The organism is Pseudogulbenkiania subflava DSM 22618 (assembly GCF_900177275.1).
In the GTDB taxonomy this organism is placed as follows: Bacteria; Pseudomonadota; Gammaproteobacteria; order Burkholderiales; family Chromobacteriaceae; genus Pseudogulbenkiania; species Pseudogulbenkiania subflava.
Genome location: NZ_FXAG01000025.1, coordinates 41,948 through 68,115, shown reverse-complemented (window position 1 = coordinate 68,115; position 26,168 = coordinate 41,948). Strand labels below are relative to the sequence as shown.

23 protein-coding genes and 1 tRNA gene are annotated in these 26,168 nt (G+C 65.1%); 16 read left to right on the top strand and 8 right to left on the bottom strand.

The genetic code is table 11. From position 1 onward, the window contains the following. Positions 1 to 743, top strand: a 743-nt coding sequence (locus B9N72_RS18180) for a biotin/lipoyl-containing protein (protein ID WP_143477862.1), incomplete at its 5' end; no start/stop codon positions are given. A gap of 293 nt (positions 744 to 1,036) precedes the next feature. Here B9N72_RS18180 and B9N72_RS18175 read toward each other — a convergent pair. After that, positions 1,037 to 1,933, bottom strand: coding sequence for a LysR family transcriptional regulator (locus B9N72_RS18175; protein ID WP_085277621.1), 897 nt, complete (start codon positions 1,931 to 1,933; stop codon positions 1,037 to 1,039). Positions 1,934 to 2,096: 163 nt separating this feature from the next. On the opposite strand from B9N72_RS18175, the gene B9N72_RS18170 reads away from it, so the two are divergent. The 4 genes from B9N72_RS18170 (at position 2,097) to B9N72_RS18155 (ending at position 6,807) form a co-directional block, all read left to right on the top strand. Further along, the gene (locus B9N72_RS18170) at positions 2,097 to 3,305 is read left to right on the top strand and encodes a M20 aminoacylase family protein (RefSeq protein WP_085277620.1); all 1,209 of its coding nucleotides are present in this window, start codon (positions 2,097 to 2,099) and stop codon (positions 3,303 to 3,305) included. A 104-nt stretch (positions 3,306 to 3,409) separates the two neighbouring features. After that, on the top strand, positions 3,410 to 4,177 hold the full coding sequence (locus B9N72_RS18165; RefSeq protein WP_085277619.1) for an ABC transporter substrate-binding protein: 768 nt from the start codon (positions 3,410 to 3,412) through the stop codon (positions 4,175 to 4,177). A 278-nt stretch (positions 4,178 to 4,455) separates the two neighbouring features. After that, entirely contained in the window at positions 4,456 to 4,950 is a 495-nt protein-coding gene (locus B9N72_RS18160; RefSeq protein ID WP_085277618.1) for a MarR family transcriptional regulator, read from the top strand. A 303-nt stretch (positions 4,951 to 5,253) separates the two neighbouring features. Continuing rightward, positions 5,254 to 6,807, top strand: a complete 1,554-nt coding sequence (locus tag B9N72_RS18155; protein ID WP_085277617.1) for a DHA2 family efflux MFS transporter permease subunit — start codon at positions 5,254 to 5,256, stop codon at positions 6,805 to 6,807. 11 nt (positions 6,808 to 6,818) lie between these two features. Here B9N72_RS18155 and B9N72_RS18150 read toward each other — a convergent pair whose 3' ends face one another. Further along, positions 6,819 to 7,313, bottom strand: a complete 495-nt coding sequence (locus tag B9N72_RS18150; RefSeq protein WP_085277616.1) for an NUDIX hydrolase — start codon at positions 7,311 to 7,313, stop codon at positions 6,819 to 6,821. A 361-nt stretch (positions 7,314 to 7,674) separates the two neighbouring features. On the opposite strand from B9N72_RS18150, the gene fdnG reads away from it, so the two are divergent. From fdnG to B9N72_RS21500, 8 genes are all read left to right on the top strand, one after another. Continuing rightward, on the top strand, positions 7,675 to 10,728 hold the full coding sequence (gene fdnG / locus B9N72_RS18145) for a formate dehydrogenase-N subunit alpha (RefSeq protein WP_085277615.1): 3,054 nt from the start codon (positions 7,675 to 7,677) through the stop codon (positions 10,726 to 10,728). A gap of 9 nt (positions 10,729 to 10,737) precedes the next feature. Continuing rightward, positions 10,738 to 11,613 (top strand): formate dehydrogenase subunit beta, encoded by an 876-nt coding sequence (gene fdxH, locus B9N72_RS18140; RefSeq protein ID WP_085277614.1) that lies wholly within the window; start codon positions 10,738 to 10,740, stop codon positions 11,611 to 11,613. After that, positions 11,610 to 12,248, top strand: coding sequence for a formate dehydrogenase subunit gamma (locus B9N72_RS18135; RefSeq protein WP_085277613.1), 639 nt, complete (start codon positions 11,610 to 11,612; stop codon positions 12,246 to 12,248). The genes fdxH and B9N72_RS18135 overlap by 4 nt, the downstream gene beginning before the upstream one ends. Continuing rightward, a complete protein-coding gene (fdhE, locus tag B9N72_RS18130; protein WP_085277612.1) occupies positions 12,245 to 13,168 on the top strand; it encodes a formate dehydrogenase accessory protein FdhE in 924 nt (307 codons plus the stop codon). The genes B9N72_RS18135 and fdhE overlap by 4 nt, the downstream gene beginning before the upstream one ends. Positions 13,169 to 13,263: 95 nt before the next feature. Beyond that, positions 13,264 to 14,688, top strand: coding sequence for an L-seryl-tRNA(Sec) selenium transferase (selA, locus tag B9N72_RS18125; RefSeq protein ID WP_085277611.1), 1,425 nt, complete (start codon positions 13,264 to 13,266; stop codon positions 14,686 to 14,688). Then, positions 14,685 to 16,580, top strand: coding sequence for a selenocysteine-specific translation elongation factor (gene selB / locus B9N72_RS18120; protein ID WP_085277610.1), 1,896 nt, complete (start codon positions 14,685 to 14,687; stop codon positions 16,578 to 16,580). Before selA ends, selB begins: the two co-directional genes overlap by 4 nt. Before the next feature lie 95 nt (positions 16,581 to 16,675). After that, positions 16,676 to 16,770, top strand: a tRNA-Sec gene (locus tag B9N72_RS21130). Between the two features lie 157 nt (positions 16,771 to 16,927). Then, positions 16,928 to 17,077 (top strand): hypothetical protein, encoded by a 150-nt coding sequence (locus B9N72_RS21500; protein ID WP_234986040.1) that lies wholly within the window; start codon positions 16,928 to 16,930, stop codon positions 17,075 to 17,077. 12 nt (positions 17,078 to 17,089) lie between these two features. Here the strand turns inward: B9N72_RS21500 and B9N72_RS18110 are convergent, their stop codons facing one another. The 5 genes from B9N72_RS18110 to B9N72_RS18090 form a co-directional block, all read right to left on the bottom strand. Beyond that, on the bottom strand, positions 17,090 to 18,520 hold the full coding sequence (locus B9N72_RS18110) for an efflux transporter outer membrane subunit (protein WP_085277609.1): 1,431 nt from the start codon (positions 18,518 to 18,520) through the stop codon (positions 17,090 to 17,092). Continuing rightward, positions 18,517 to 19,428, bottom strand: coding sequence for an efflux RND transporter periplasmic adaptor subunit (locus B9N72_RS18105; RefSeq protein WP_085277608.1), 912 nt, complete (start codon positions 19,426 to 19,428; stop codon positions 18,517 to 18,519). Before B9N72_RS18105 ends, B9N72_RS18110 begins: the two co-directional genes overlap by 4 nt. After that, complete coding sequence (locus B9N72_RS18100) at positions 19,425 to 19,634, bottom strand: DUF1656 domain-containing protein (protein WP_085277607.1); 210 nt, start codon at positions 19,632 to 19,634, stop codon at positions 19,425 to 19,427. The genes B9N72_RS18105 and B9N72_RS18100 overlap by 4 nt, the downstream gene beginning before the upstream one ends. Then, positions 19,631 to 21,691, bottom strand: a complete 2,061-nt coding sequence (locus B9N72_RS18095) for an FUSC family protein (protein WP_085277606.1) — start codon at positions 21,689 to 21,691, stop codon at positions 19,631 to 19,633. The genes B9N72_RS18100 and B9N72_RS18095 overlap by 4 nt, the downstream gene beginning before the upstream one ends. 296 nt (positions 21,692 to 21,987) lie before the next feature. Then, positions 21,988 to 22,461 carry a hypothetical protein gene (locus tag B9N72_RS18090; protein WP_085277605.1) on the bottom strand — a complete coding sequence of 158 codons (474 nt, stop codon included), beginning with the start codon at positions 22,459 to 22,461 and terminating at the stop codon, positions 21,988 to 21,990. A gap of 166 nt (positions 22,462 to 22,627) precedes the next feature. Here B9N72_RS18090 and B9N72_RS18085 point away from each other — a divergent pair, with 166 nt between their 5' ends. After that, positions 22,628 to 23,569, top strand: a complete 942-nt coding sequence (locus B9N72_RS18085; RefSeq protein WP_085277604.1) for a LysR family transcriptional regulator — start codon at positions 22,628 to 22,630, stop codon at positions 23,567 to 23,569. Positions 23,570 to 23,732: 163 nt separating this feature from the next. On the opposite strand, the gene B9N72_RS18080 is transcribed toward B9N72_RS18085, so the two are convergent. After that, on the bottom strand, positions 23,733 to 24,056 hold the full coding sequence (locus B9N72_RS18080; protein WP_085277603.1) for an antibiotic biosynthesis monooxygenase family protein: 324 nt from the start codon (positions 24,054 to 24,056) through the stop codon (positions 23,733 to 23,735). Between the two features lie 138 nt (positions 24,057 to 24,194). On the opposite strand from B9N72_RS18080, the gene B9N72_RS18075 reads away from it, so the two are divergent. Then, positions 24,195 to 24,662: an SUF system Fe-S cluster assembly regulator gene (locus B9N72_RS18075; RefSeq protein ID WP_085277602.1), complete on the top strand. Its 468-nt coding sequence runs from the start codon at positions 24,195 to 24,197 to the stop codon at positions 24,660 to 24,662. Between the two features lie 22 nt (positions 24,663 to 24,684). Continuing rightward, complete coding sequence (gene sufB, locus B9N72_RS18070) at positions 24,685 to 26,133, top strand: Fe-S cluster assembly protein SufB (RefSeq protein WP_085277601.1); 1,449 nt, start codon at positions 24,685 to 24,687, stop codon at positions 26,131 to 26,133. Positions 26,134 to 26,168: the final 35 nt, after the last annotated feature.

Sequence of the window (26,168 nt, the reverse complement as noted above, 5' to 3'; positions counted from 1 at the left end):
ACGTACTCGATCCGGCGCGCGAGATCGACTTCCCCGAGTCGGTGGTGTCCCTGTTCAAGGGCGAACTGGGCACCCCGGCGCACGGCTTCCCGGCCGAGTTGCAGCGCAAGGTGCTGAAGGGCCAGGCACCGCTGGCCGGCCGCCCCGGCGAAACGATGGCGCCGGTCGACCTCGCCGCCGAGCAGGCCAAGGTCGAGCAGCAGACTGGCCGCCCGCTCAGCCAGCCGGAACTGGCTTCGTACCTGATGTACCCCAAGGTGTTCCGCGACTTCGCCGAGCACCAGGCGCGCTACGGCGACGTCTCCGCCGTGCCCAGCACCGCGTTCTTCTACGGCCTGCGCGAGGGCGAGGAAGTGTGGGTGGAACTGGAGCGCGGCAAGACCCTGGTGATCCAGCTGCTCGGCCGCGCCGACACCGGCGACGGGCACACCAAGCTGTTTTTCGAGCTGAACGGCCAGCCGCGCCTGATCAAGGTGGCGCAGGACGGTGTGCAGGCGGCGCACAGCCACCCGCAGGCCGACCCGGACAATCCGCACCACGTCGGCGCGCCGATGCCGGGCATGGTGAGCACGGTGGCGGTCAAGCCGGGCCAGGCGGTGGCCAAGGGCGACACGCTGCTGACGCTGGAGGCGATGAAGATGGAAGTGGCGGTGAAGGCCGAACGGGACGGGGTGATCCGCGAGGTGCTGGTGAGTTCGGGTAAGCGGATCGCCAACAAGGATTTGTTAGTTGTGTTTGCGTAGTGACCAAGTGGGAGTGTGTCCCCTTTACCCCGCTTCTCCTCGGAGGGGCGGGGTTTTTTTCTCGGGCGGCACGGACATATCCTGCTGTCGATCAGCCGCGCGTGATCCATGTCGGTTGTTCGGTGTAGGCAGCGGTGCGTCAAGCAGTATGCATCGAGAAGCACTTAGAACCTGTTCACGATCTGTCGCAAGCGGCCCTCAGCGGGGTGAAGAGCAGCGTAGAAACCGGAATGAACACAAGTAGTACATGACGCGTAGCAAGATCGGGAACAGGTTCTTACTGCTCACAAGGCTCAAGCAAGCGCTTCTGCCGCGGAGCGCAGGCAGGCGACGAAATGCTGGGCGACCGGCGTGAGCAGGATGTCTTTACGCATCACAATACTCATCTCCAGGGCGGGCAGCGGCTGCTCCAGGGGGATTTGCCGTAGACCAAGGTCTGCGATGCGTTGCGCCAGCAAGCGTGAAAACAACACCAGCGTGTCGGTGCCGGACACGAGGCCGAGCGCAATGGCAAAGGACGAGCACTGGATCAGGCGGCGCGGCAGAGGCAGCCCTTCTTGTTGGAACAGCGCCTCCATCACGCTGTGCTGGGCGCCCCCGGAGGTCACCGTGGTGGACCATTGCGCATCCGCCAGTTCGGCCAGACGGCGGGCATGCCTGAGCGGGTGCTGTTCCCGTGCCATTACGACGAAGTCGACCGTAAACAGCGGAATGCTGGTCAGGCCGTCATCAAGCATGTCGGGCAGCACGTGCGACACGAGAAAATCGATCGACCCATCCCGCAAGTGTTGGGTCGCTTGCGGAAACTTCACCTCCAGAAAGGTGAGTTCGGCTTCCGGCGCCGCTTCCTGAAAACGATCAATGGCCTGTGGCAATAGCGTCAGCGCAACCGTCGATGTGGCACTGACGGTGACCTTGCCGCGCATATCCCCCTTGATCTGGTTCATCTCTTCGCGCGCGCGGCGCGCATCTTCCAGCAATTGCTGGGCTCGTATTCTCAGGGCGGTGCCAAAGGGGGTGAGCTCGATGCCCTGCACACTCCGCGTCATCAAAACCACCCCCAGGTCGCTTTCCAGTTCCTGCACGGTCCGGGTGACGGCGGGTTGAGTCAGATCGAGGCGCCGTGCCGCGGCGCGCAGGCTTTTCTCCTCGGCGACGGCGACAAACACCTCTAGCTGTTGCAGTTTCATGCGTTGCCTTTGATAAAAAAATCTGATCACTTCAAAAAAAATTACATCTTTTCAGAGCGCAAAGCAAACCGTAATGTGGCGTCAACCCGCTGCCACGACTGGCGGCAATGTGATCCACCCGCTTTCCCTCCCGGGGGACAGCCTCTCTGGAAAGTGCAACACCATGGATATTGCCAAGCGCTACTGTGAAGTCGGCGATCTCGCCGGAATGGCGGAGGAACTGTGTGCGATTCGCCATCATCTGCATCAGCACCCCGAATTGGCCTATGAAGAGCTGGAAACGGCGGCACTCGTCGCGCATAAGCTGCAGCAATGGGGCTATGAGGTGACGACGGGCGTCGGTCGAACAGGAGTGGTGGGTTCGCTGACGGTGGGCGATGGCCAACGCCGCATCGGCATCCGCGCCGACATGGATGCGCTGCCCATCCTCGAACAGACCGGTTTGCCCTACGCCAGCCAGCGTCGCGGAAAAATGCATGCCTGCGGCCACGACGGCCATACCAGCATGTTGCTGGGGGCGGCCAAATACCTGGCGGAAACGCGTCGTTTCTCCGGCACCGTCCACCTCTATTTCCAGCCGGCGGAAGAGCGGGGCATCGATAGTGGTGCGCAGTGCATGATCAAGGACGGTCTATTCGAACGCTTTCCCTGTGATGCGGTATTTGGCGTGCACAACCATCCTGGCGCGCCCGCAGGGACCTTCCTGTTCCGCAAGGGGCCCTTCATGGCGGCGGGCGACAATATCTTTATCACGATCCACGGCAAGGGTGGGCATGCCGCGCGACCGCATCTGACGGTGGACCCGGTGGTGGTGGCATCCAGCATCGTGATGGGCTTGCAGACGGTGGTGTCGCGCAATATCGAGCCGGCGCAGCCGGCGGTGGTGACGGTCGGGGTGTTGCAGGCCGGTTCCGCCAACAACGTGATACCAGGGCAGGCGCGGCTCGAACTGAGCGTGCGCTCGTTCTGTCCGGAGGTGCGCGCCCTGCTCAAGGAACGCATCACGGCGCTCGTTCAGCAACAGGCGGCCAGCTATGGTGCCACGGCGGAAATCGAATACTTGATGGGCTACCCGGTGGTGATCAACTCCGACCGAGAAACCGAGTTTGCCATCCAGGTGGCCCAGGAACTGGTGGGCGCCGATAACGTGGTTCCCCACACCGCGCAACTGATGGGGAGCGAAGATTTTGCCTACATGCTGCAGGCTCGCCCCGGCTGTTTCCTGCGTATTGGCAACGGCGAAGGCGAGGATGGCTGCATGGTTCACAACCCCGGCTACGACTTCAACGACAGGAACCTGCCGATTGGCGCCGCGTATTGGGCGCGCCTGGTGGAGCGTTTCCTGGCGCTCCCCTCCCCGATTCCTTGTTGAGCACCTTGTGCGTGCTTCCCCCTGGCCAGCACCCGCCCGTCATTCCACCCGGCAGGCTGGCTTCTTCGCCCCTCGATGATAAGCCGTACACTCAGGAGACAATAATGAACAAGCTCGTATTGGCCGTGACGCTTGGCCTGGCGCTTGGCAGCGTCAACGCCAAGGAATTGACCGTGATCCGTTTTGGTCTGGACCCGTCGTATGCCCCGTTCGAATCCAAATCGCCCGATGGCAAGCTGGTCGGTTTCGACATCGATATCGGCAATGCCATTTGCGACAAGCTGAAGGTGCGCTGCGAATGGGTGGAAAATGCCTGGGACGGCATTATTCCTGCCTTGAAGGCCAAGAAGTTCGACGCCATCCTGTCGTCGATGAGCGTGACCGAGAAGCGTCAGCAGCAGATCGCCTTCTCCGACAAGGTCTACCACACGCCGTCACGGCTGGTCGCCCGGAAGAATGCCCCCCTGACCAGTGTCGAATCGCTCAAGGGCAAGCGCATCGGCGTGGAACAAGGCTCCACGCAAGAGGCCTACGCCAAGCAATACTGGGAGCCGAACGGGGTGACGGTGGTGTCGTATCAAAACCAGGATCTGGTGTATCAGGACCTGCTTTCGGGCCGACTCGATGCCGCCTTGCAGGATTCGGTGCAAGCCGACATGAGTTTACTCAAAACGCCGCGGGGCCGTGATTACGCTTTTATCGGCCCGGTGCTGCACGATGCCAAAACGCTGGGCGTGGGGGCGGCGATTGGCCTGCGCAAGGAAGATCAGGAGCTGCGCCAGCGGATCAACCAGGCGATCACCGATATTCGCCAGGATGGCACGTACCAGAAGATTCAGCGGAAGTACTTCTCGTTCGACGTCTACAACTGAGCTGCTGTAAAAACCTGTTCAAGGTCTTTTGCCGGGTCAGCGTAGTCGAACAAAGACCTTGAGCAGGCGCAAAGGGGACGACAAGCTGGCCGCCTCTTCGCGCAATGCATCTCGCCAGCCCGGTGCTGGCGAGACTGTACGGACGGCCCCCTTGGCGCTTGTCGTGCCCTCTCGATGTGCCAGCGCTTATTTCCCCTCGTCATACCTGAGCCAAGGCTGCACGCGGCGCCGGGCGCGGGTATCATCCCCGGTTTGACATACCTACTCTTTCCAGCGTCATGAGCGATAGCTTCAAACCGTACGAGTCGGCCATTACCGCCATTGCCAGCCAGATTCCGGGCTCCCCCCTGCGCGAGGCGATCCTGACCCGGCTGTTTTTGCACGTCAGTGGTGAATTGAGCGATTTCTTCGACGCCCGGCTCAAGGAGTACGGGCTCAACTACACCACCTGGACGTCGCTGGTGGTGCTCTATAGCAGCCCGCAGCGCCGCTTGCTGCCGTCGGAGCTGAGCGTGTTCATCAACACCTCGCGCACGCATTGCACGCGCATTGCCGACGAACTGGTGGACAAGCGCTGGGTCGAGCGCGTGGCGAGCGAGTCCGACCGGCGTCAGACCTACTTGCAGCTGACCGCGGCCGGTATCGCCTTCGTCGAACAGTTGCAGCCGCAACGGCGCGAACAATACCGGCAGCTGTGGTCGTCGTTTTCGCTGGAAGAACAAAACCAGCTGGATGCCTTGCTGCGCAAGATGCTGGCCCTGCTGGAGAGTTGATTACCCGGTGCCCCGGCGCTGCCGGCCGGGTGATGGTGCTCAGAACCTGTTCCCGATCTTGCCGCGCATCCCTGATCGGGGCTCATGTGCTGCTCTGCGCGTGCGAATCTCTCGGAGGATTGACGGGGATGGGACCGGCTTTGTATTGATTTGGGGGCCTGGCGTGGGGCTCTCGCATGGCTATCGCCGTCGGTCTCGCGCTATTCCCACGCTTGTTGCTCGTCTATAATGACGTAGGTTACTATCACTAAAGTTATTCAAGGCGACCCATCCCCGAGGCCGCCCGCTTGTCCGGAATCACCCATGTCTCAGGCCCACCCCCACTCCACCGCGCCCGACCCCGGGGCGCATCGTGGTTTCATTACCCTCGCCATCATGCTGGCGACCATCATGCAGACGCTCGACAGCACTATCGCCAACGTGGCCCTGCCGCACATGGCGGGCAACTTGTCGGCATCGCAGGACCAGATTTCGTGGGTGCTGACCTCGTATATCGTCGCCGCCGCCATCGCCACCCCATTGACCGGCTGGCTGACCGGGCGTTTTGGGCGCAAGCGGGTGTTTCTGGTCGCGGTGGTGGGTTTCACGGTGGCGTCGATGTTGTGCGGCTTGTCCGAGTCGCTGGTGCAGATCGTGCTGGCACGGCTGTTGCAAGGCCTGTTCGGCGCGGCGCTGGTGCCCTTGTCGCAGGCGGTGATGCTGGATTCCAACCCGCCGGAAAAACATGCCCAGGCGATGGCGGTGTGGGGCATGGGGGTGATGATCGGGCCGATTCTGGGGCCGACGCTCGGGGGTTGGCTGACCGACAACTTGACGTGGCGCTGGGTGTTTTTCATCAACCTGCCGGTCGGAATGCTCTCGTTCTACGGTATCAAGGCCTACATCCGCGAAACCGAGACCGACCGCCAGCTCGGCTTCGATTTTTACGGTTTCCTGACCTTGAGCCTGGCCATCGGCCTGTTCCAGATGCTGCTCGACCGCGGCGAGCAGCTCGACTGGTTCAGTTCCACCGAAATCGTGCTGGAAGCGGTGGGCGCCTTGGTCAGCCTGACCTTTTTCGTGGTACTCACGGCGACCGCGCAGGGGCCATCGTTCTTCAATGTCAACCTGCTGAAAGACCGCAACTTCGTGACCGGGCTGGGGTTTTACTTTCTGGTGGGGCTGCTGTTGTACGCCACCCGCGCCTTGTTGCCGCCCTTGCTGCAGACCTTGATGGGCTATCCGGTGGTCACCACCGGCCTTGTGACCGGGCCGAGTGGCATCGGCACCATGCTGGCGATGCTGTTGGCCGGCCGGCTGACCAGCAAGGTCGATCCGCGCGCGCTGATCGCGCTGGGCTTCAGCCTGACCGCCCTTTCGCTCTGGCAAATGTCGGGCTACACCCTCGACATGAGCGAAGGCGGGATTGTCTGGCCCGGCGTCATTCAGGGCATGGGGGTGGGGTTTGTGTCGGTACCGCTGACCACGGTGACGTTCTCCACCCTCGACCGCCGCTATCGCTCGGACGGCACGTCGATCTTCAGCCTGTTCCGCAATATCGGCAGCAGTATCGGCATTTCGCTGATGCAGACCCTGCTCACGCGCAATAGCGCCATCTATCATGCCAGGTTGGCCGAACTCGTCACCAGCGCCAGCCCGGCGATCCGAGCCGGTCTGCCGGCCCTGCTCGATCCGGGCAGCCCGGGCGGTCTTGCCGCGCTTAACAACGAAGTGACCCGCCAGGCCAGCTTCCTGGCCTATCTCACCGACTTTCGCATCATGATGGTGGCCACCTTGCTGGCCCTGCCCTTCCTGCTGCTGATGCGCAAGAACGGTAATGCGCCCCCTGCCGAGATCGACGCCCAGGTGCTGGAATAACCGCCACCTGATCAGTCCGGATCTCCGCCCTGCCGAGCCGGCGCCTGTCCGGCCAGCAGGGCGAACAGTTCCTCGATGAAACCACGCTGTCCCGGCAGAATGCGTTGCAGTGCCTCGTCGAAGCCGAACCAGGCCGCGCGGTCGACCTCCGGCACCTCAAGCCATCGGCCCGACCCTCTCGGCCATTCCAGCCGGCAGGTATTGGACACCAGCGTCGTTTCATCCCAATCGCCTTCCGTGGCCCAGACGTCGACCACCTTGCCGCTGGGCTGTTTGCGTTGCGTCAACGGCAGCAACGCGCCGCTCGGCCGATAGCCGGTTTCTTCGGCGCACTCGCGCAGCGCCGCCTGCTGCGGGTCTTCTCCTTTCTCGTATTCCCCCTTGGCGATGGACCAGCTACCAAGGTCCTTGTGGGCCCAGAACGGGCCGCCCGGATGTACCAGCAGCACCTCGTAGCGCTGGTCGCGTTGGCGGTAAGGCAGGATGCCGGCACTGGTCTTGGGCATGGGTCTCGTTCTCCGTGGCTATCGCGGTTTACCCCGCTGGCGCCATGCGGGCTGGCTTTATGGCCACTGCATACTACAAAGAGCATAAGCAGCGCAGTGTAATGAGCGATGGGCGGCTGCGAGTGCGCGTTACGCGGTGCTGTTGATGCGAGGTTGGCCGAAGCCTTGGTTTGCAAGGGCAGGATCGGCCACTTTGTACTAAAAAGAGTCAAACGACAGACCGAATCCGGTTGGTCCCAACCTGCGTTTTGGCATTACCCGATGGCAAAGAACACGAGCCGGACGCTTGCTCACATCGCATGGCCAGGACACGGCTGCCATCCATTCCACCTTGTCGTACACGCACTTAAGGGAGACTTTGATGCAAGTCACCAGAAGGCAATTCTTCAAGCTGAGCGCGGGAGGATTGGCCACTTCGACCCTCGCGATGCTCGGCATGTTGCCGCAGAACGCGCTGGCGGATGTCCGAAGCTACAAGCTGCTGCGTGCCACGGAAACCCGCAACACTTGTCCGTACTGCTCGGTTGGCTGCGGCATCCTGATGTACAGCCTAGGCGACGGCGCCAAGAACGCCAAATCCACCATCTTCCACATCGAAGGCGACCCGGACCACCCGGTCAACCGCGGCGCGCTCTGCCCGAAGGGGGCCGGCCTGGTCGATTTCGTGCATAGCGAAAACCGCCTCAAGCACCCGGAAGTGCGCGAGCCCGGCGGCAAGGAATGGAAACGGATTTCGTGGGAAGAAGCGTTCGAACGCATCGCGCGCCATATGAAGCAGGACCGCGATGCCCACTTCGTCGAGAAAAATGCCGACGGCGTCACGGTCAACCGTTGGCTGACCACCGGCATGCTGTGTGCCTCGGCCTCGAGTAACGAAACCGGCTGGCTCTCGCAGAAATTCGTACGCAGCCTGGGGATGCTGGCAGTCGACAACCAGGCGCGTGTCTGACACGGACCGACGGTGGCAAGTCTTGCCCCAACATTCGGTCGCGGTGCCATGACCAATCACTGGGTCGACATCAGGAACGCCAATATTATCGTGGTGATGGGCGGCAATTCCGCCGAGGCCCACCCGGTCGGCTTCCGCTGGGTGATCGAAGCCAAGACCCGCAACAAGGCCAAGCTGATCGTCATCGATCCGCGCTTTACCCGCACGGCGTCGGTGGCCGACCACTACGCGCCGATCCGTACCGGAACGGACATCGCCTTCCTCTCCGGCGTGATCCGCTACCTGCTGCAAACCGGCAAGTACAACAAGGAATACACCCTCGCCTACACCAATGCCGCGCTGCTAGTGAACCCGGACTTCCAGTTCTCGGAGGGGCTGTTCAGCGGCTACGACGAGGCCACGCGCAAGTACGACAAGGCGACCTGGAGCTATCAGCTCGACGACCAGGGCTTCGCCCGGCGCGACGACACGCTGCAGGACCCGCGCTGCGTGTTGAACCTGCTGAAGGCACACGTGGCGCGCTATACGCCGGAGATGGTCGAGCGCATCTGCGGCACGCCCAAGGAAACCTTCCTGATGGTGTGCGAGCACCTGGCCGGCACCGCCGCGCCGGATCGCACCACGTCGTTCCTCTACGCCCTGGGCTGGACCCAGCATTCGATCGGCTCGCAGAACATCCGCACCATGGCGATGGTCCAGCTGCTGCTCGGCAACATGGGCATGGTCGGTGGCGGCGTCAACGCGCTGCGCGGTCACTCCAACATCCAGGGCCTGACCGATATCGGCCTGCTCTCGACCAGCCTCCCCGGCTACCTGACGCTACCGTCGGAAAAAGAGACGGATCTGGCTGCGCATCTGGCCAAGTACACCAGCAAGCCGCTGGCCGACGGGCAGATGAACTACTGGCAGAACTATCCCAAGTTCTTCGTCAGCCTGATGAAGTCGTTCTGGGGCGACAACGCCAGCAGCGACAACAACTGGGGCTACGACTGGCTGCCCAAGTGGGACAAGGGTTACGACGTACTGCAGTACTTCGAGATGATGAGCCAGGGCAAGGTCAACGGCTACCTCTGCCAGGGCTTCAACCCGGTGGCCTCGTTCCCCAACAAGAACAAGATCGTGGCCTCGCTGTCGCAGCTCAAGTTCCTGGTGATCATCGACCCTCTGGTTACCGACACCTCAACCTTCTGGAAGAACCACGGCGAGCAGAACGACGTGAAGACGGAACAGATTCAGACCGAAGTGTTCCGCCTGCCCACCACCTGCTTTGCCGAAGAGGACGGCGCCATCATCAACTCCGGGCGATGGCTGCAATGGCACTGGAAAGGCGCCGATGCGCCTGGCGAGGCGATCGCCGACGTCGAGATACTGGCCGGCATCTTCGTCAAGCTCAAAGCCCTGTACGCGAAGGAAGGCGGCGCCTACCCCGAACCGATCATGAAGCTGTCGTGGGCCTATGCCAACCCGATGGAGCCCAAGCCGGAAGAACTGGCCAAGGAAATGAACGGCAAGGCGCTGGCCGACCTCCCCGACCCGAAGGAACCGGGCAAGTTCCTGGCCAGGAAGGGCGAGCTGCTGCCCGGCTTCGCCCTGCTGCAGGCGGACGGCTCCACCTCGAGCGGTTGCTGGATTTTCACCGGCAGCTGGACCCAGGCGGGCAACCAGATGGCGCGGCGCGACAACACCGATACCGGCTTCGGCAATACCCCGGCCTGGGCCTGGGCATGGCCGGCCAACCGCCGCATCCTGTACAACCGTGCCTCGGCCCGGCCGGACGGCACGCCGTGGGACCCCGCCCGCCAGCTCATCAAGTGGAACGGCGAGAAATGGGTCGGCAGCGACGTACCGGACTACAAGCTCGACGAGCCGCCGGGCAGTGCCATGGCGCCGTTCATCATGCAGGCCGAAGGCCTGGGGCGGCTGTTCGCGCTCGACAAGATGGCGGAAGGCCCGTTCCCCGAGCACTACGAACCGTTCGAGAGCCCGATCGGCACCAACCCGCTGCACCCGAAGGTGGTGTCGAATCCGGCGGCGCGCGTGTTCAAGGGCGATCTGGCCGACATGGGCAAGGCCGATGCCTACCCCTACGCCGCCACCACCTACCGGCTGACAGAACACTTCCACTACTGGACCAAGAACGTGCGGCTCAATGCCATCCTGCAGCCGGAACAGTTCGTTGAAATCGGTGAGGCGCTGGCCAAGGAGAAAGGCATCAACCACGGCGACATGGTCAAAGTGTCGTCCAAGCGCGGCTACATCAAGGCCAAGGCGGTGGTGACCAAGCGCATCAAGCCGCTCACGGTGGACGGCAAGACGGTGCACCACGTGGGGATTCCGATCCACTGGGGCTACGAGGGCGTGGCGAAGAAAGGCTTCATCGCCAATACCCTCACGCCGTTCGTCGGGGACGCCAATACCCAGACGCCGGAGTTCAAGTCCTTCCTCGTCAACGTGGAAAAGCTTTAAGGAGCAGACATGGCACTGCAATCGCAAGATATCCTGCGCCGGTCGGCTTCTCCTACCCAGCCCCCGGTGGCCAGGGAGCACAAGATCGAGGTCGCCAAGCTGATCGACGTCACCACCTGCATCGGCTGCAAGGCCTGCCAGGTGGCGTGCGCGGAATGGAACGACTTGCGCGACGAGATCGGCAGCAACGTCGGTGTCTACGACAACCCGGCCGACCTGTCGGCGCAGAGCTGGACCGTGATGCGCTACAACGAGGTGGAGGAAAACGGCAAGCTCGAATGGCTGATCCGCAAGGACGGCTGCATGCACTGCGCCGATCCGGGCTGCCTGAAGGCGTGCCCGTCGCCGGGCGCGATCATCCAGTACGCCAACGGTATCGTCGACTTCCAGTCGGAGTATTGCATCGGCTGCGGCTATTGCATCTCCGGCTGCCCGTTTGACATACCGCGCCTCAGCCAGAAAGACAACAAGGTCTACAAGTGCACCTTGTGCTCCGACCGCGTCATGGTGGGCCAGGAACCCGCCTGCGTGAAAACCTGCCCGACCGGCGCGATCCGCTTCGGCAGCAAGGAAGACATGACCGCCTTCGCGGGCGAGCGTGTCGAGGACCTGAAATCGCGCGGCTTTCCGAATGCCGGCCTGTACGACCCGCCCGGCGTGGGCGGGACGCACGTGATGTACGTGCTGCATCATGCCGACAGGCCCGGCCTCTACTCCGGTCTACGCAAGAACCCCACCATCAGCCCCGTGGTCAAGCTATGGAAAGGCCTGCTCAAGCCGCTGGCCACGATTGGCTTCGCCGCCGCCGGGCTGTTCGGGTTCCTGCACTACATCGGGGTCGGGCCGAACCGGCCGGATGACGATGATGAGGAGGATCAAGCATGAGCCGCGAAAAGCTGATCGTGCGCTACAACGCCGCGGAGCGGATCAACCACTGGCTCGTGGCCCTGTGCTTCGTGCTGCTGGCCTTGTCGGGACTGGCTTTGTTCTACCCCGCCTTCTTCTGGCTCACCGGCATCTTCGGCACGCCGCAACTGGCGCGTATCGTCCACCCGTTCGTCGGGGTGCTGATGTTCGTGGGGTTTTTGAGGCAGTTTTTCCGTTATTGGCACCATAACCTGATCAACGCCGAGGACATCAAGTGGATGAAGTCGGTGGGCAGCGTGCTGCGGGGGCACGAGGTGGGCGATACCGGCAAGTACAACGGCGGGCAAAAAGGCCTGTTCTGGCTGATGTGCGTGTGCCTGCTGGCCCTGCTGACGTCGGGCATCGTGATCTGGCGGCCGTACTTCTCGCCGTCGTTCCCGATCCCGCTGATCCGGGTAGCGCTGTTGACGCATGCGGTGGCCGCGGTGCTGCTTATCTCCGGCATCATCATCCACATCTACGCGGCGATCTGGGTGAAGGGCACGATCCGGGCCATGGTCGAGGGGGTGGTGACCTACGGCTGGGCGAAGAAGCATCATCCGCGCTGGTTCCGCGAAATGACCGGCCAATCGGGTGCAAAGGAGCCTAGGTGAATATTCGTATCGTACCGATCGACAGGCTGGAAGCCGGTGTCGAGCCCAGCCCGGCGCCGAACTGGCTACAGCCCCACCCGGCCACGCTGTACGCGGCCAGGGCGGCAAGGCTCCGGGCGTTGTCGGCTCATCACCCGATGGCCGACTACCTGGGCTTTGCGGCCGACCTGGTGACGGCCCAGGCGCGGCGGCTGGCCGCGCGGCCGCTGACGCCGCCCGAGGAGCTGGCCGGATTGGTAAGCCGCTGCGCCGAGCACGGCATGCCGCCACTGGCCCCGGCCGGGTGGCGGGGCCGCCTGCCGTGGCAGGACGACCTTGACGCGCTGCTGTCCACCATCGCCTGCAAACCCTTGCCGGAGGCCTTGCAGGCGGCCGTGAACCGGCTCGCCCAGGCCAGTCGCAGCGAGCGCGAGGCCTGGGCGAGTGCGCTGCTGGCCGGCGACAGTGCGGCGGGCGGCGTGGCCGTTGCGCCCTTCCTGTGGGCGGCGCTGTCGCTCAACTGGAGCCAGCTTGCCGCGGCAATCGATGGCCGGCTGCAGGCCGACCCCGGCGCCGACCGCAGTGTGTGCCCGGTCTGCGCCGCGCCGCCGGTGGCGAGCGTCGTCCGTCTTGGCGCCGAACCCGGCCACCGCTATTTGCATTGCAGCTTGTGCGAGAGTGAATGGCACGTGGTGCGGGCGCAGTGCAGCTGCTGCTCGTCCAGCCGTGATCTCGGCTACTGGTCGCTCGACAGCGTGGAGGCGGCGGTGAAGGCGGAAAGCTGCGGCGACTGTCACAGCTACCTGAAGGTGCTGTATCAGGATAAGGATGTCGCCGTCGAGCCGGTGGCCGATGACCTGGCCAGCCTGGCGCTGGACTGGCATGTCGAAGAGCAGGGTTTCGCCAGCTCCGGGCAGAACCCCTTCCTGTTCGTGCAGTAACCGTCTCGAGGGGGCGGCGGGCTTGCGCCCGGCCCCCTTTTTTATGTCATCATCAATTATTCCTCTCCCTGGTCGGAAACCCTGCGAAGGCCATCATGGACAGCCAGACCCTGTACAGCCGACTCCCTTCCATCGACAAGCTGCTCCTGCAGCCCGGCCTGGCCGACGCGCTGCAGCGCCACGGCCGTGAAGCCGTGTTGCGCGCACTGCGCCAGCGACTGGACATGGCGCGCCGTCACATCCGTGAGCATGGCAGCCTGCCCGTCTGGGCAAGCGACGAGGCCCCGCTACTCAACGTGGTACGCCACGAGTTGGCCGAACGGCAGCAACTGCAGATGCGCCCCGTCTTCAACCTCACGGGCACCGTGTTGCATACCAACCTGGGGCGCGCGCAGCTGCCCGAGGCCGCCGTGGCGGCGGTCATGCAGGCGATGCGCGCGCCGGTGGCGCTCGAATACGATCTGGACGGGGCCGGCCGTGGGCATCGCGACCAGGCCGTCAGCGAACTCTTGCGCGAGCTGACCGGCGCCGAGGCGGCCTGCGTGGTCAACAACAACGCGGCGGCGGTGCTGATCATGCTGAGCACCATGGCGGCCGGGCGCGAGGTGATCGTGTCGCGGGGCGAGCTGGTGGAAATCGGCGGCGCGTTTCGCATGCCGGACGTGATGCGCCAGGCGGGATGCCGCCTGGTGGAAGTCGGCGCCACCAACCGCACCCACCTGCGCGACTACGCCGAGGCCATCGGCCCCGATACCGCGCTGCTGATGAAGGTCCATACCAGCAACTACGCCATCGAGGGCTTCACTCACAGCGTGAGCGAGGCGGAACTGGCCCGGCTCGCTGCCGCGCGCGGCGTGCCTTTGGTCACCGATCTTGGCAGCGGTGCGCTGGCCGACATGACGCGGCTGGGGTTGCCGGCCGAGCCGATGCCGCAGCAGATGATCGCCGCCGGCGTGAATCTGGTCAGTTTTTCCGGCGACAAGCTGCTCGGCGGCCCGCAGGCCGGGCTGATCATCGGCGATGCGGCGTGGATCGCCCGTATCCAGAAGCACCCGCTGAAACGGGCGCTGCGCTGTGACAAAATGACGCTGGCCGCGCTCGAGGCCACCTTGCGGCTCTATCTCGAGCCGGAAAACCTGCCCCAGGCGCTGCCGACGCTGCGCCTGTTGACGCGACCGCAGCAGGCGATGCAACAGCAGGCCGAACGCCTCTGCCCCGCGTTGCGCCCGCTTCTCGACGAGGCATTCGTGGTGGGCAGCGAGCCCTGCCTGTCGCAGATCGGCAGCGGTTCCTTGCCGGTGGACAGGCTGCCGAGCTGGGCGATCACGCTGAGCCCGCGCGATGGCCGTGGCAGCACCCTCGACAGTCTGTCCCGTGCCTTGCGCGCGCTGCCGAGGCCCGTGATCGGCCGGGTGCAGGATGGCCGGCTGTGGCTTGATCTGCGCTGCCTGGAGGATGAGGCCGGCCTGATGGCCAACCTCGCCCAGTTGCCGTTTGCCGGGCCGGAGACGCACTCATGATCATCGGCACCGCCGGCCATGTCGACCACGGCAAAACCTCCCTGATCGCCCGCCTGACCGGCACCGACGCCGACCGGCTGCCGGAAGAAAAGCGGCGTGGCATGACCATCGATCTCGGTTACGCCTACCTGGCCTTGCCGGACGGGCGGAGGCTCGGCTTCATCGACGTTCCCGGTCACGAACATTTTCTCGCCAACATGCTGGCCGGTGTGGGCGGCATCGATCACGCGCTGCTGGTGATCGCCGCCGACGACGGCATCATGCCGCAAACCGTCGAGCATCTGGCCATCCTCCACCTGCTGGACATTCCGGCGGCCAGCATCGCGCTGACCAAGTGCGACCTGGTGGCGCCGGAACGTGTCGCGTCCGTGGCCGGCGCTGTTGCCGCCCTGCTGGCGCCGACCCGGTTTGCCGGCAGCTCCGTGTGGGCGGTCTCCAGCAAGAGCGGGGCCGGGCTGGATGCGCTCGCCAGCCACTTGCAGCAACTGCCCGCCCCGCCGACCGAGGCGCGTGCCCGGCGCTTCCGTCTCGCCATCGACCGCCGTTTCACGGTGCGGGGTGCGGGTCTGGTGGTGACCGGCACGGCATTGGCCGGCCAAGTCCGGGTGGGCGACACGCTCTGGCTGACCGGGGTCAGCAAGCCCGTGCGTGTGCGCGGCATCCACGCCCAGAACCAGGCGGCCGAGCAAGGCGAGGCGCATCAGCGCCTGGCGCTCAATCTGAGCGGCGACCTCGCTTGCGATGACGTCGCGCGCGGCGACTGGCTGCTGGCGCTCGAACCACCCGAACCGAGTTCACGCGTCACGGTGCACTTGCAGGCCGACCTGGCGCTGAAGCGCCCCCTCGCGCACTGGCAAGCGGTGCATCTGCACCATGCCGCCAGCCACATCACCGGCCGCCTGGCGCTGCTCGATCCGCCGCGGCTGGACGCCGGCCAATGCGGCCTTGCCGAACTGGTATTCGATGGTGCCTTGCACCTGGCCGACAACGACCGGCTGATCGTGCGCGACGCCTCGGCGCAATCGACACTCGCCTCGGCGCGCGTGCTGGAGATCACCCCACCGGCACGTGGCAAACGTGCGCCGGCACGGCTCGCTTATCTCGCCGAGCTGGCCCGTTTTATCGCTGACGATCGGGCGGTGCTCGACCTTGCCAGCCGTTGGCAGCCGGTCTCGCGGCCCGCCTTCGCCTGGGCGCGCCAACTGGGTGATGGCCAACTGGGCGGACTGCTCGACGCGCATCCCCTGAAGCGGGTCGGCGGCAACGAAGGTTGGCTCTATACCCCCGCGCGCTGGGAAAGCCTGCAGACCACCCTGCTGGCCACGTTGGCCGAACGCCACGCCAGCCATCCCGACGAGATCGGCGTGGCGCGCAGTGCCCTGCGCCGCATTTCGCTACCGAAAGAGCCGACCGATGCCGCCGACCAGGCTATTGGCGAACTGATCGGCAGCGGCGGCATTCTCAATGCGCGTGGCTGGCTGCACCTGCCGGAGCACCGCGTCAGCTTCAACGCCGAGGAGGAAGAACTGTGGACGCGCGCGGTCGTGCTGCTGCAGCGGGACGAGGGTGGCTGGGTGCGCGACGTGGCCCAGGAACTGGGCGAGGACGAGAGCGTGGTGCGTGCCCTGCTGAAAAAAGCCGCGCGCCAAGGGCTGACGGTCGCTGTTGTCAGCGACCGCTATTTCGCCCAGGAACGCATGCGCCAGATCGCCGCCACGGTGCGCCGGCTGGCCGGGGAGCATGGCTTCGTCGAGGCGTCCGGCCTGCGCGACGCGCTGGGACTGGGGCGCAAGCTCGCCATCCAGATTCTCGAGTTTTTCGACCGCTGCGGCTTCACCCGGCGGTTAGGCAACCGCCACTGGCTGCGCGACGCGACCCTGTTCGAGTCATGAGCCGAGCCATCGCGCACTTTATCGACCGCTAGCGGGTGCATATAATGACGCACGGTTGCAGTGGGCTGCCCGCGCCACCTGTTTGTCACCATATTGGAAGAGTCTCGCTCCCGGTGGGGCGGCTGGACTTCAAATCCGGATGGGGCCGCCAGCGGTCCCGGGAGGGTTCGACTCCCTTACTCTTCCGCCAAGCGCCCTGCCGCCGAGAGCACCGGCTGACGGCGTGGTGCAACCTTTTCCCCGATCCTCCGTCGATAACGTCGAGGCGCAGGCCATCCTGATCCTGTCCGGCGCCTACGTGGGTTTTTCCGGTCCATTACGTCGCCCGCCGGGTCGAGAGCGGCGAGATGCGCCAGATCGATCCCGCCCGCTTCAGCTCGCAGTGGCCATCTGCCGCCATCGCGTGGCGCGGCGCAGCACTGCCGGCCGTGCTGCGGGTGTTCATCGACGAACTGCTGGCCAGTTCCCCGACGGCCGTCGTCGGCAAGGAGAAATAGCCACGGCCAGTGTCATTGCTTCGCCTCGCTCTCCCAGCCGCCGCCCAGTGCCAGGAACAGGTTGACCTGGTCGACGGCAAGCTGGCTCTCCGCGCTGGCCAGCGAGGCTTCGGTGTTGGCGAGGGTGCGCTCGGCGTCGAGGCTCGACAGGTAGGGCACGCGCCCGGCTTGGTAGAGGCGGCGGTTCTGCTCGGCGGCTTCGCGGGCTTCGTCGCGTGCCGCCTGCAGGTCGGCATGGCGCTGCAGGTTGCGCGAGTAGAAGCTCAGCGCGGTTTCGGTCTCGCGCAGGGCGTTGAGCACGACACCATCGAAGCGCGCCAGAGCGGCTTCGGCGTCGGTCTTGGCGATCTTGACCCGGGCGCGCGCGCCGCTGTCGGGTATCGTCCAGCTGATCAGCGGGCCGAGGCCGAAGCGTTCGGTGCGCCCTTCCCCGAGGTGCTCAAGAATGCCGCTATACCCTGCCGAGGCGCCGATGATGATGCTGGGGTAGAGCGCGGCGGTGGCCACCCCGATGCGGGCGGTGGCGGCGGCGAGCTGGCGCTCGGCCTCGCGTACGTCGGGGCGGCGCTTGAGCAGCGCGGCGCCGTCGCCGACCGGGATGCTCTGCTGGATGCGCGGTTCGGTCTGGCAGTCGATCCGGGTGTCCTGCAGCTGTTGCGGGGGTTTGCCGACCATCACCGCCAGCCGGTAACGAGCGGCGTCTTTTTCGGCCTGGAAACGGGGCAGCGTGGCGCGCAGCGTATCGGCCTGGGAGCGCGCGCGCAGCACGTCGGTGATGCGCCCGCGCCCGGCGTCGGCGAGGCGGCGGGCGACGTCGACGCTGCGGTTCTGCAGGTCCAGCACATGCTGCGCGGCCGCCAGTTCGTGCCCCGCCGAGCACATCTGCACATAGGAACGCACGGTTTCCGCCGCCACCGAGACGCGCGCCAGGTCGAACGCCGCTTCGCTGGCCTCGGCGCTGGCGTGGGCGGACTCTTCGGCGCGCGCCAGCTTGCCGAACAGGTCGATCTGGTAGGCGATCTGGATGCCCGCATCGCCCTCGTTCAACACCGGTAGCTTTTCTTCCAGCAGGAAGGTTTCACCCGACTCGCGCGCACGTTTGGCGGCCAGCGTCACACCGGCGTGCGGGCCACGCTCGGCGTCGACCTCGGTCACCACCGCCATGGCCCGGCGCAGGTTGGCCGAAGCGATACGGATGCTGGTGTTGGCTTCGAGCGCCTGGCTCACCAACTGGTCCAGCACCGGATCGCGGTAGAGCCGCCACCAGCCGGCGGGGACCGGGTCGAGTGACACCCCAGCACCGTTGCCGCCGATGAAGGCGCCGTTGGCCGAAGGCGCGCGCACCAGGGCGTTATCCGGCACGCGATAATCCGGGCCGACCGTGGTGCAGGCCGTTAGCCCGCCCAGCAGGGCGAGAGACACGAGAGCGGAAAGGCGTTTCACGAGCGGGCCTCCCCCTGTTTCGCGGCGGGCTTGGCCAGCGCCGTGACCGTCTGTACCGATACCGTGGCGGTGCGCCCGGCGATCAGGCGGAAGTCGTCGGGCACCTCATCCAGCGCGATGCGCACCGGCACCCGCTGCGCCAGGCGCACCCAGTTGAAGGTAGGGTTCACGTTGGGCAGCAAGGTGGCGCCATTGCTGCGGTCGCGGTCCTCGATGCCGGCGGCGATGCTTTGCACGTGGCCGCGCAGGGTATGCGAATCGCCCATGATCTGGATGTCGACCGGCTGGCCGATGTGCACGTTGTTGAGCTTGGTTTCTTCGAAGTAACCGTCGACGTGGAAGGAGCGGGCATCGACGATGGAGAGCACCGGGCGCCCGGTGGTGACGTAATCACCCAGGCGCGGTGTGCGATCGTTCAGGTAGCCGTCCACAGGGCTTTTCACCTCGGTGCGTTCCAGGTTGATGCGGGCGACGTCGAGCGCGGCTTCGGCGGCGGCCAGGGTGGCTTCGCCCTGCTGCACCTTGGCCTCGCTTTCCTCCAGATTTTCCTTGGCCACCAGGTCGGCCAGAGCGCGGCTGCGGACGGTCTCGCGACGGGCTTGGGCCAGCGTGGCGCGCTGCGCCGCCACCGCCGCCATAGCCTGCTTCAGCGCCAGCTCGTAGCGGGCGCGGTCGATCACGAACAGCACCTGGCCGCGCTTCACGAGCTGGTTGTCGCGCACCGATACGGTGGTGATCAGCCCGGAGACGTCCGGGGCGATCTGGACCACGTCGGCACGGATATGGCCATCCCGGGTCCACGGCGCGTTGCTGTAGTAGTCCCACAGGTGCCAGCCGACCACGGCGGCGATGACGACGACAGTCAGTGTCAGGATCACCGATCCTGCGTTTCGAATGATTTTTTTCATGGGTGCAATCCGCGAGTCAAGGCGACCGTGCCGCCGAGCACGATCACGTAAAGGGCAAAATTGAACAGCGAGCGGTGCCAGACGAGCTTGTAGACGCCCAGTCGCAGAAGGACAAAGCGCAGGCAGCCGGTGACGGCCAGGGCGATGAGCATCAGCACCAGCAGGCTGGGGATGAACACGCCGTAGAGATCGACTTCGCCAATCATGGGGTTTCTCCTGCAGTGGGGGCAGCGACGACGGCCCCGGTCAACGCGACAAAGCGGGCGGCATCGGGAAACAGCGTGATGCGCAATTCCACCAGGGCGTTCTGGGCTTCCCGCGCCGCCCTGCCCAGCTCCGCCTTGGTGAGGCTCAGGGCTCGGTCGATTTCCTCGCGCAGCGAAGCGGGAGGCTGGCGCTGTCCATGGTGGTCGACGCACTCCCGGTAGTGCCCGGCGACCGACTGGAGCACGCGGTCGATCGCCACGTGCGCTGTCTCCGGCAGGCGGTGTTCATCCCGCTGCAGGTCCAGGGTGCTGAACCCTACCCGCAGCTCGCCGAAGCCGGCATCGCCGTGGTCGTCGTCGCTGGCGGCCAGGCGCGGCACCAGCAGGCCCAGGCGGTCCAGCATGTGCGACGTGAGGTGGGCGTAATCGCCGCGGTGGCTGCCCGCCGCGGTCTCAGCCAGGTCTTTCCAGCTCGCGCGCAATAGGCGGCGCATCGCCAGCTCGGCGCCAAACGGCCGCGTGAGCAGGGTCCAGCACAAGGCGAACAGCACCCCGCACACCCCGGCCACGCTGCTGTTGAAGAAGGCGGTGAAGTCGGCGTCGTAAGCCCCCTGCAGGCCGAGGAACGAAGCGGTGTTGACCGTCAGCAGCATGGCGGCCATGGTGAAACGGGGGTGCGACGCCAGGGTGCCGATGGCGAGAAACGGGATGGCCAGCATCAGCGCCAGGGTTTCGAACTCGTGCGCGGCCGGGATGATCAGGAACAGCAGCACGGCGGTGAGCGGGATGCTGACCGCGGCCCAGGTGAAGAAGGTGCGGATCAGCGGCGCCGGCTCGTCCTGTGCGGCAAAGAAGCAGCTCGCGACGGCGCCCAGGATCACCGCGCTGGCGCCGTCGTTCCAGCCCATGCCGATCCACAGCAGGCAGGCGAGGAAGATCGCCAGCGAGGCCGATGCCGCCGCGAACAGAATCATGCCATGGTCGTAATGCCGCGCCTTGCCGCCGAGCTCCCAGCGCCGGTACGCCGGTTTCCACGCGGTATCGGCTTCGCCCCGCGCAATCATGTCGCGCAGGTCGAGGCAGTCTTGCCACAGCCGAATCAGCGATTGCAGGCGCGCGACGGCGTGCGCGATCAGCAGATCGTTCCATTCCGCGTCCGGGCCGCTGCGGCGCGCATCGGCCAGTTGGCGCTGAAAACGCGCTGCCTCGTCGCGCCCCTTGCTGCCCTGCGAGGCGATGATCCAGCGGGCGATGGCCTCCATCAGCCCGGTCAACGGGGCGGGCACGCCCTGCTCCAGCTTGCGCGCGGCGTCGAGCGTCGCCGTGAGCGAGGACAGGATGGGCAGCAGCATGCTCATGCGGCTTTGCAATTCGCGCGTGGTGTGCACCATGTCCGCATTGGCGGCATCGTAGGCCAGGTGGGAGATGTACTGGTCCAGGGACAGGATGTCGGCGGCCAGGCGATGGCGGGTTGCCGGATGGCTGCGGGCGAACGCGGGCGACAGGGCTTCCGCGGCCCAGTTGCCGGCATCCTTGAACCAGGCGCCGATGCGGGCTTCGAGCACCGGCGCCACCTTGCTGGGAAAGACGATGGCGGCAACCACGCTGGCACAGACGATGCCGAGCACGATTTCCTCGCTGCGGGACAGGGCAATGTCGAACACCGCCTCGGGCTGGGACACGGCGGGCAGCGCGATCATCGGCAAGGTGTACGCCGAGAGCATGAAGAGGTAGTTGCGAGGCGTGCGGTCGCGCATCGACAGGCACAGCAGCGTGCCGGTCCAGAGTGAAATGACCAGGCTCAGCAGGATCGGCTCGTTGACGAACCGGGGCACGAAGAGCACGGCAGCGGCGCCGCCAATCAGGGTGCCGATGACCCGGTAAAGCCCTTTCGAGCGGGTGGCGCCAATCAGCGGGTGCGACACGATGTACACCGTGGACATGGCCCAGTAAGGGCGTGGCAGTCCAAGGGCCATGCCGATGTACAGGGCCAGTATCGCGGCGAAAAAGGTCTTGGCCGAAAACAGCCAATCGCGCCAGCTGGGGAGAGTCATCATGTGGTGTCGTTGTTAGCAGCCCCATCCGACGCAGGCGATGGGTTGTGGGAGGAAGAAATGACGCGTACCCCTCGCCACGCAGGGGGCTTCAAACCTGCGGGGCTCCCGGCCATGCCTGGGTCTTGGCTTTGGTTATAGCAAAGCGACAGGGCCGGAAGTCCAAGAGCCTGCTCAAGGTTTTTTCCGGCTGCGCTGGCCGTTTGCTGGGCCAGGACACTGCCGGCGCAAATAGGCCTTGAACAGGCTCTAAAAAGCCCCGGGGTTCCGGGGCTTGGGCGGACGGGTCTGGGGGGCGGTCAGTTGGTGCTGCGCGGGTTGAGCACATACAGTTTCACGGCGGACTGGCCGACCTTGAGCGCGCGCGGCACGGCTTTGAAGCTGTCGAAGCGCCAGGCGAAGTTGGCTTCCTTGTGCGCGCCGACCTGACCGATGGTCACCGGGGCCGCCCCTTCGCCTTCGATCACCACGTTCACCGGTTGGGCGCTGGTATTGGAAACGTGAAACGCCATGCTGTCGTCACGCGGCACGCCGACCGAGCCGGGCTGTACACTGCCGTCTTGCGCCACCGTCAGGCGGAGATGGGTGTCGGCATCGATCACCGCGGTGCGGGTGCCGAAGGACGCTTGCGGTGCCGTGGCGGCGGTTTTCACCATGGCGCCGCCCAGGTTGTCGGCGTAATAGTTGTCGTTGCCGGCGTAAGCCGAACCGGCAAACGCGAGGGCGATCAAGGCGGTACAGGGCAAGGCGGCGGCGAAGCTGATTTTTTTCATGCTGCAGATCTCCATGTTGGGTCGGTGTCCGAGGGTCCGAAACGATCCCGGTTACCGGAAAAGCGGCGCCGCGTTGTCGTGCGGGGCGTCATGGAGGTATTTCAACAGTTGCTTGGTTGGGAATAAACCAGTGAAAATGAAATGGGTAATTAACTAAAAAGAAACTATGGATACCTTGACCGCCATGCGCGTCTTCCAGGCCGTGACCGAAGCCGGCAGTTTTGCCGCCGCCGCCGAGCGCATGGACCTGTCCCGCGCCATGGTCACCAAATACGTGGCGGCACTCGAACAACAGCTGGGCGTGCGCTTGTTGCATCGCTCGACCCGGCGCCTGTCCCTGACGGAAGTCGGGGCCGATTACCTCCAGCGCGTGGGGTCCATCCTGGCGCAGGTGGATGAGGCCGCGGCGCTGGCCAGCCGCCAGAGCCAGACCCCGGCGGGCACGCTGCGCATCACCGCCAGCGTCGCCTTCGGCCAACGTCGGTTGGGCACGCTGCTGACCGAATTCCACCGCCGCTATCCGGAGATCAGCGTCGATCTGATGCTCACCAACCGCCACATCGACCTGGTCGAGGAAGGTTACGACCTCGCGCTGCGCACCTCGCTGCACGCCAGCGAGGAAAACCTCATCGCCCGGCTGCTGCTGGGTCCGATCTACAGCACCTTGCTGGCGGCGCCGAGCTACCTGGAAAAGCACGGCACGCCGCAGACGCCGGCTGACCTCGTTCATCACAACTGCCTGCGCTACAGCCGCCCGCTGGAGTCGAACGCCTGGAGCTTCGGCCCGCCCGACTCTCCCGTGACCGTGCGCGTATCCGGCTCGCTCAGCACCAACGACGGCGCGGTGCTGATCGACGCGGCCCGCGCCGGGCTCGGCATCGCGCTGCAGCCCAGTGTGCTGGTCAGCGAAGACCTGGCCTCGGGGCGGCTGGTGGAACTGCTGCCGGACTGGGAGAAACCGAGCACGGCGCTGTATGCGCTCTACCCGGCGCGCCGCTTCCTGCCGCAAAAGGTGCGCACGCTGATCGACTTCCTGTCCGAGCAATTGGGGCAGTTGTCCCGCTCGCCCGAATACGCCGCCAACCGGACTCCATCGGGCGGCAAATAAATCCCCTCCCCGGCGCGTTTGGCGCTGGGCCATGCCCAGTCAAGGCACGACCGTGGCGGGCGCCATCGCCATCACCGGCGCCCTCGCCTCGCCCGACCGCTTCTGCGGCAGCAAGGCAGAGAAGAACCAACGGCTGACACGCCCTCCTCCCGTATCCGGCGGATCATTTAGCGTCCTGCGCAGGCGGCAGCACGGACCATTCCGGTTCGTCGAATTCGCCGATGACGGTGATGTCGCAATTGGCCGCATGTTTTTCGAGAATGGCGCGGACCGTTTCGTCGCGCCGGTCGTCCTTGGCATCGCGGTGCGCCTTCGACTCCCAGGTGGCGATGGCCAGCAAGGTATTGGGCTCGCCGATCTTGCGATGCAGATAGGTGCCACGGGCGCCGGGCGTGCGCTGGATGATCTCGCTGGCGCGAATCCAGGCCTCGGCGTATTCCTCGACCGTGTAACCGGGTCTCATGCGAACTTCGAAAATGAATTTCATGCCGTTGCCTCCTGCCCTGGTGGAGTGAGTCGGGCCGGGCGTCCAATAGCCGTTTTCCCTTTACTCGACGCCGGTAGACCTGGCCCTTCGGAACATATAGGACTAAATTGATTCTATATAAACAACAAGGGCTTGAAGATGTTTCGGCTGAGCAGACTGACCGACTACGGCACCGTGATCATGGCCCACATGGCGCGTGAGCCTGGCCGTGTCTACAGCGCCGCCGAGCTTGCTGGCGCGGTGGGGGTAGCCGCACCTACCGCGAGCAAAATCCTCAAGACCCTGGCACGCAAGGCCTTGCTGCATTCGTTGCGGGGCGCCCACGGCGGCTACCTGCTGGCGCGACCGCCCCGGGAGATTTCCATCGCCCAGGTCATCGACGCGCTGGAGGGCCCGCTCGGCGTCACGGAATGCAGCGTCGCGGCCGGCCTGTGTCCGCAGGAGAACGCGTGCGCCGTGCGCAGCCACTGGCAGCGCATCGACTGGGCCCTGCGTCAGACCCTCGCTGGCCTGACGCTGGAAGACATGATGCAGCCGGGATCAGCGGGGATGCCGGACCGGCGGCGGCCGGGGCATGACCGGCCCCGTTCGGACGGTCCTGGTTGAGCGAAACCGACAGGAGAGGCAGATGGCCAGTTCGACAGTCAAACTCGACGAGCTGATCAGCCAGGAATACAAGCACGGCTTTTTCACCAGCGTCGAGACCGACACCGTGCCGCGTGGCTTGTCCGAAGACGTGATCCGGCTGATTTCGGCCAAGAAGGGCGAGCCGGACTTTCTGCTGGAATGGCGCCTGAAGGCGTACCGGCACTGGCTCACCATGGCCGAGCCCCACTGGGCCACGGTGCACCACCCTGCCATCGACTACCAGGACATCACCTATTACTCCGCGCCGAAGTCGCGCCAGGACGGGCCGAAGAGCCTGGACGAGGTCGACCCGGAGCTGCTGCGCACCTACGAGAAACTGGGCGTGCCGCTGGAGGAACGCGCCCTGCTTGCCGGCGTGGCGGTGGACGCGGTGTTCGACAGCGTGTCGGTGGCGACCACCTTCAAGGACAAGCTGGCCGGGCTCGGCATCATCTTCTGCTCGTTCTCCGAGGCGGTGCGCGAGCACCCCGAGCTGGTGCGGCAGTACCTGGGTTCGGTGGTGCCCTATACCGACAACTTCTTCGCCTCGCTCAACTCGGCGGTGTTCAGCGACGGCTCGTTCTGCTACATCCCGCCCGGCGTGCGCTGCCCGATGGAGCTGTCGACCTACTTCCGCATCAACGCCCGCAACACCGGCCAGTTCGAACGCACGCTGATCATTGCCGACAAGGGCGCCTACGTCAGCTACCTGGAAGGCTGTACCGCGCCGATGCGCGACGAGAACCAGCTGCACGCCGCCGTGGTCGAGCTGATCGCGCTGGAAGACGCCCAGATCAAGTACGCGACGGTGCAGAACTGGTACCCCGGCGACAAGGAGGGGCACGGCGGCATCTACAACTTCGTCACCAAACGTGGCGATTGCCGTGGCGCCAACTCGAAGATTTCCTGGACCCAGGTGGAAACCGGGTCCGCCATCACCTGGAAGTACCCCAGCGTGATCCTGCAGGGCGACAACGCCGTCGGCGAGTTTTATTCGGTGGCGCTGACCAACCATTACCAGCAGGCCGACACCGGCACCAAGATGATCCACCTGGGCAAGAACACCCGCAGCACCATCCTCTCCAAGGGCATTTCGGCCGGACACGGCAGCAACGCCTATCGCGGCCTGGTGAAGGTGGCCAAGAGTGCTGTCGGGGCGCGCAATTACACGCAATGCGACTCGCTGCTGCTGGGCGACCGCTGCGCCGCCCACACCTTCCCCTACATCGAGGTGAAGAACCCCACTGCCCGCGTCGAGCATGAGGCCTCGACCTCGCGCATCGGCGAAGACCAGCTGTTCTACTGCCAGAGCCGAGGCATCGCGCCGGAAGACGCGGTGTCGATGATCGTCAGCGGCTTTTGCAAGGAAGTGTTCAAGGAGCTGCCGATGGAGTTCGCGGTGGAGGCCCAGAAGCTGTTGGGGGTTAGCCTGGAGGGCAGCATCGGCTGAAAATCTGTTTACGATCTTGCTGCGCGATCCCTGAT

Coding starts and splice junctions, on each gene's coding strand:
- B9N72_RS18175 (WP_085277621.1), bottom strand. CDS start 1,933: ATGAAACTGCAACAGCTAGAGGTGTTTGTCGCCGTCGCCGAGGAGAAA.
- B9N72_RS18170 (WP_085277620.1), top strand. CDS start 2,097: ATGGATATTGCCAAGCGCTACTGTGAAGTCGGCGATCTCGCCGGAATG.
- B9N72_RS18165 (WP_085277619.1), top strand. CDS start 3,410: ATGAACAAGCTCGTATTGGCCGTGACGCTTGGCCTGGCGCTTGGCAGC.
- B9N72_RS18160 (WP_085277618.1), top strand. CDS start 4,456: ATGAGCGATAGCTTCAAACCGTACGAGTCGGCCATTACCGCCATTGCC.
- B9N72_RS18155 (WP_085277617.1), top strand. CDS start 5,254: ATGTCTCAGGCCCACCCCCACTCCACCGCGCCCGACCCCGGGGCGCAT.
- B9N72_RS18150 (WP_085277616.1), bottom strand. CDS start 7,313: ATGCCCAAGACCAGTGCCGGCATCCTGCCTTACCGCCAACGCGACCAG.
- fdxH (WP_085277614.1), top strand. CDS start 10,738: ATGGCACTGCAATCGCAAGATATCCTGCGCCGGTCGGCTTCTCCTACC.
- B9N72_RS18135 (WP_085277613.1), top strand. CDS start 11,610: ATGAGCCGCGAAAAGCTGATCGTGCGCTACAACGCCGCGGAGCGGATC.
- selA (WP_085277611.1), top strand. CDS start 13,264: ATGGACAGCCAGACCCTGTACAGCCGACTCCCTTCCATCGACAAGCTG.
- selB (WP_085277610.1), top strand. CDS start 14,685: ATGATCATCGGCACCGCCGGCCATGTCGACCACGGCAAAACCTCCCTG.
- B9N72_RS21500 (WP_234986040.1), top strand. CDS start 16,928: ATGCGCCAGATCGATCCCGCCCGCTTCAGCTCGCAGTGGCCATCTGCC.
- B9N72_RS18105 (WP_085277608.1), bottom strand. CDS start 19,428: ATGAAAAAAATCATTCGAAACGCAGGATCGGTGATCCTGACACTGACT.
- B9N72_RS18100 (WP_085277607.1), bottom strand. CDS start 19,634: ATGATTGGCGAAGTCGATCTCTACGGCGTGTTCATCCCCAGCCTGCTG.
- B9N72_RS18095 (WP_085277606.1), bottom strand. CDS start 21,691: ATGATGACTCTCCCCAGCTGGCGCGATTGGCTGTTTTCGGCCAAGACC.
- B9N72_RS18090 (WP_085277605.1), bottom strand. CDS start 22,461: ATGAAAAAAATCAGCTTCGCCGCCGCCTTGCCCTGTACCGCCTTGATC.
- B9N72_RS18085 (WP_085277604.1), top strand. CDS start 22,628: ATGGATACCTTGACCGCCATGCGCGTCTTCCAGGCCGTGACCGAAGCC.
- B9N72_RS18080 (WP_085277603.1), bottom strand. CDS start 24,056: ATGAAATTCATTTTCGAAGTTCGCATGAGACCCGGTTACACGGTCGAG.
- B9N72_RS18075 (WP_085277602.1), top strand. CDS start 24,195: ATGTTTCGGCTGAGCAGACTGACCGACTACGGCACCGTGATCATGGCC.
- sufB (WP_085277601.1), top strand. CDS start 24,685: ATGGCCAGTTCGACAGTCAAACTCGACGAGCTGATCAGCCAGGAATAC.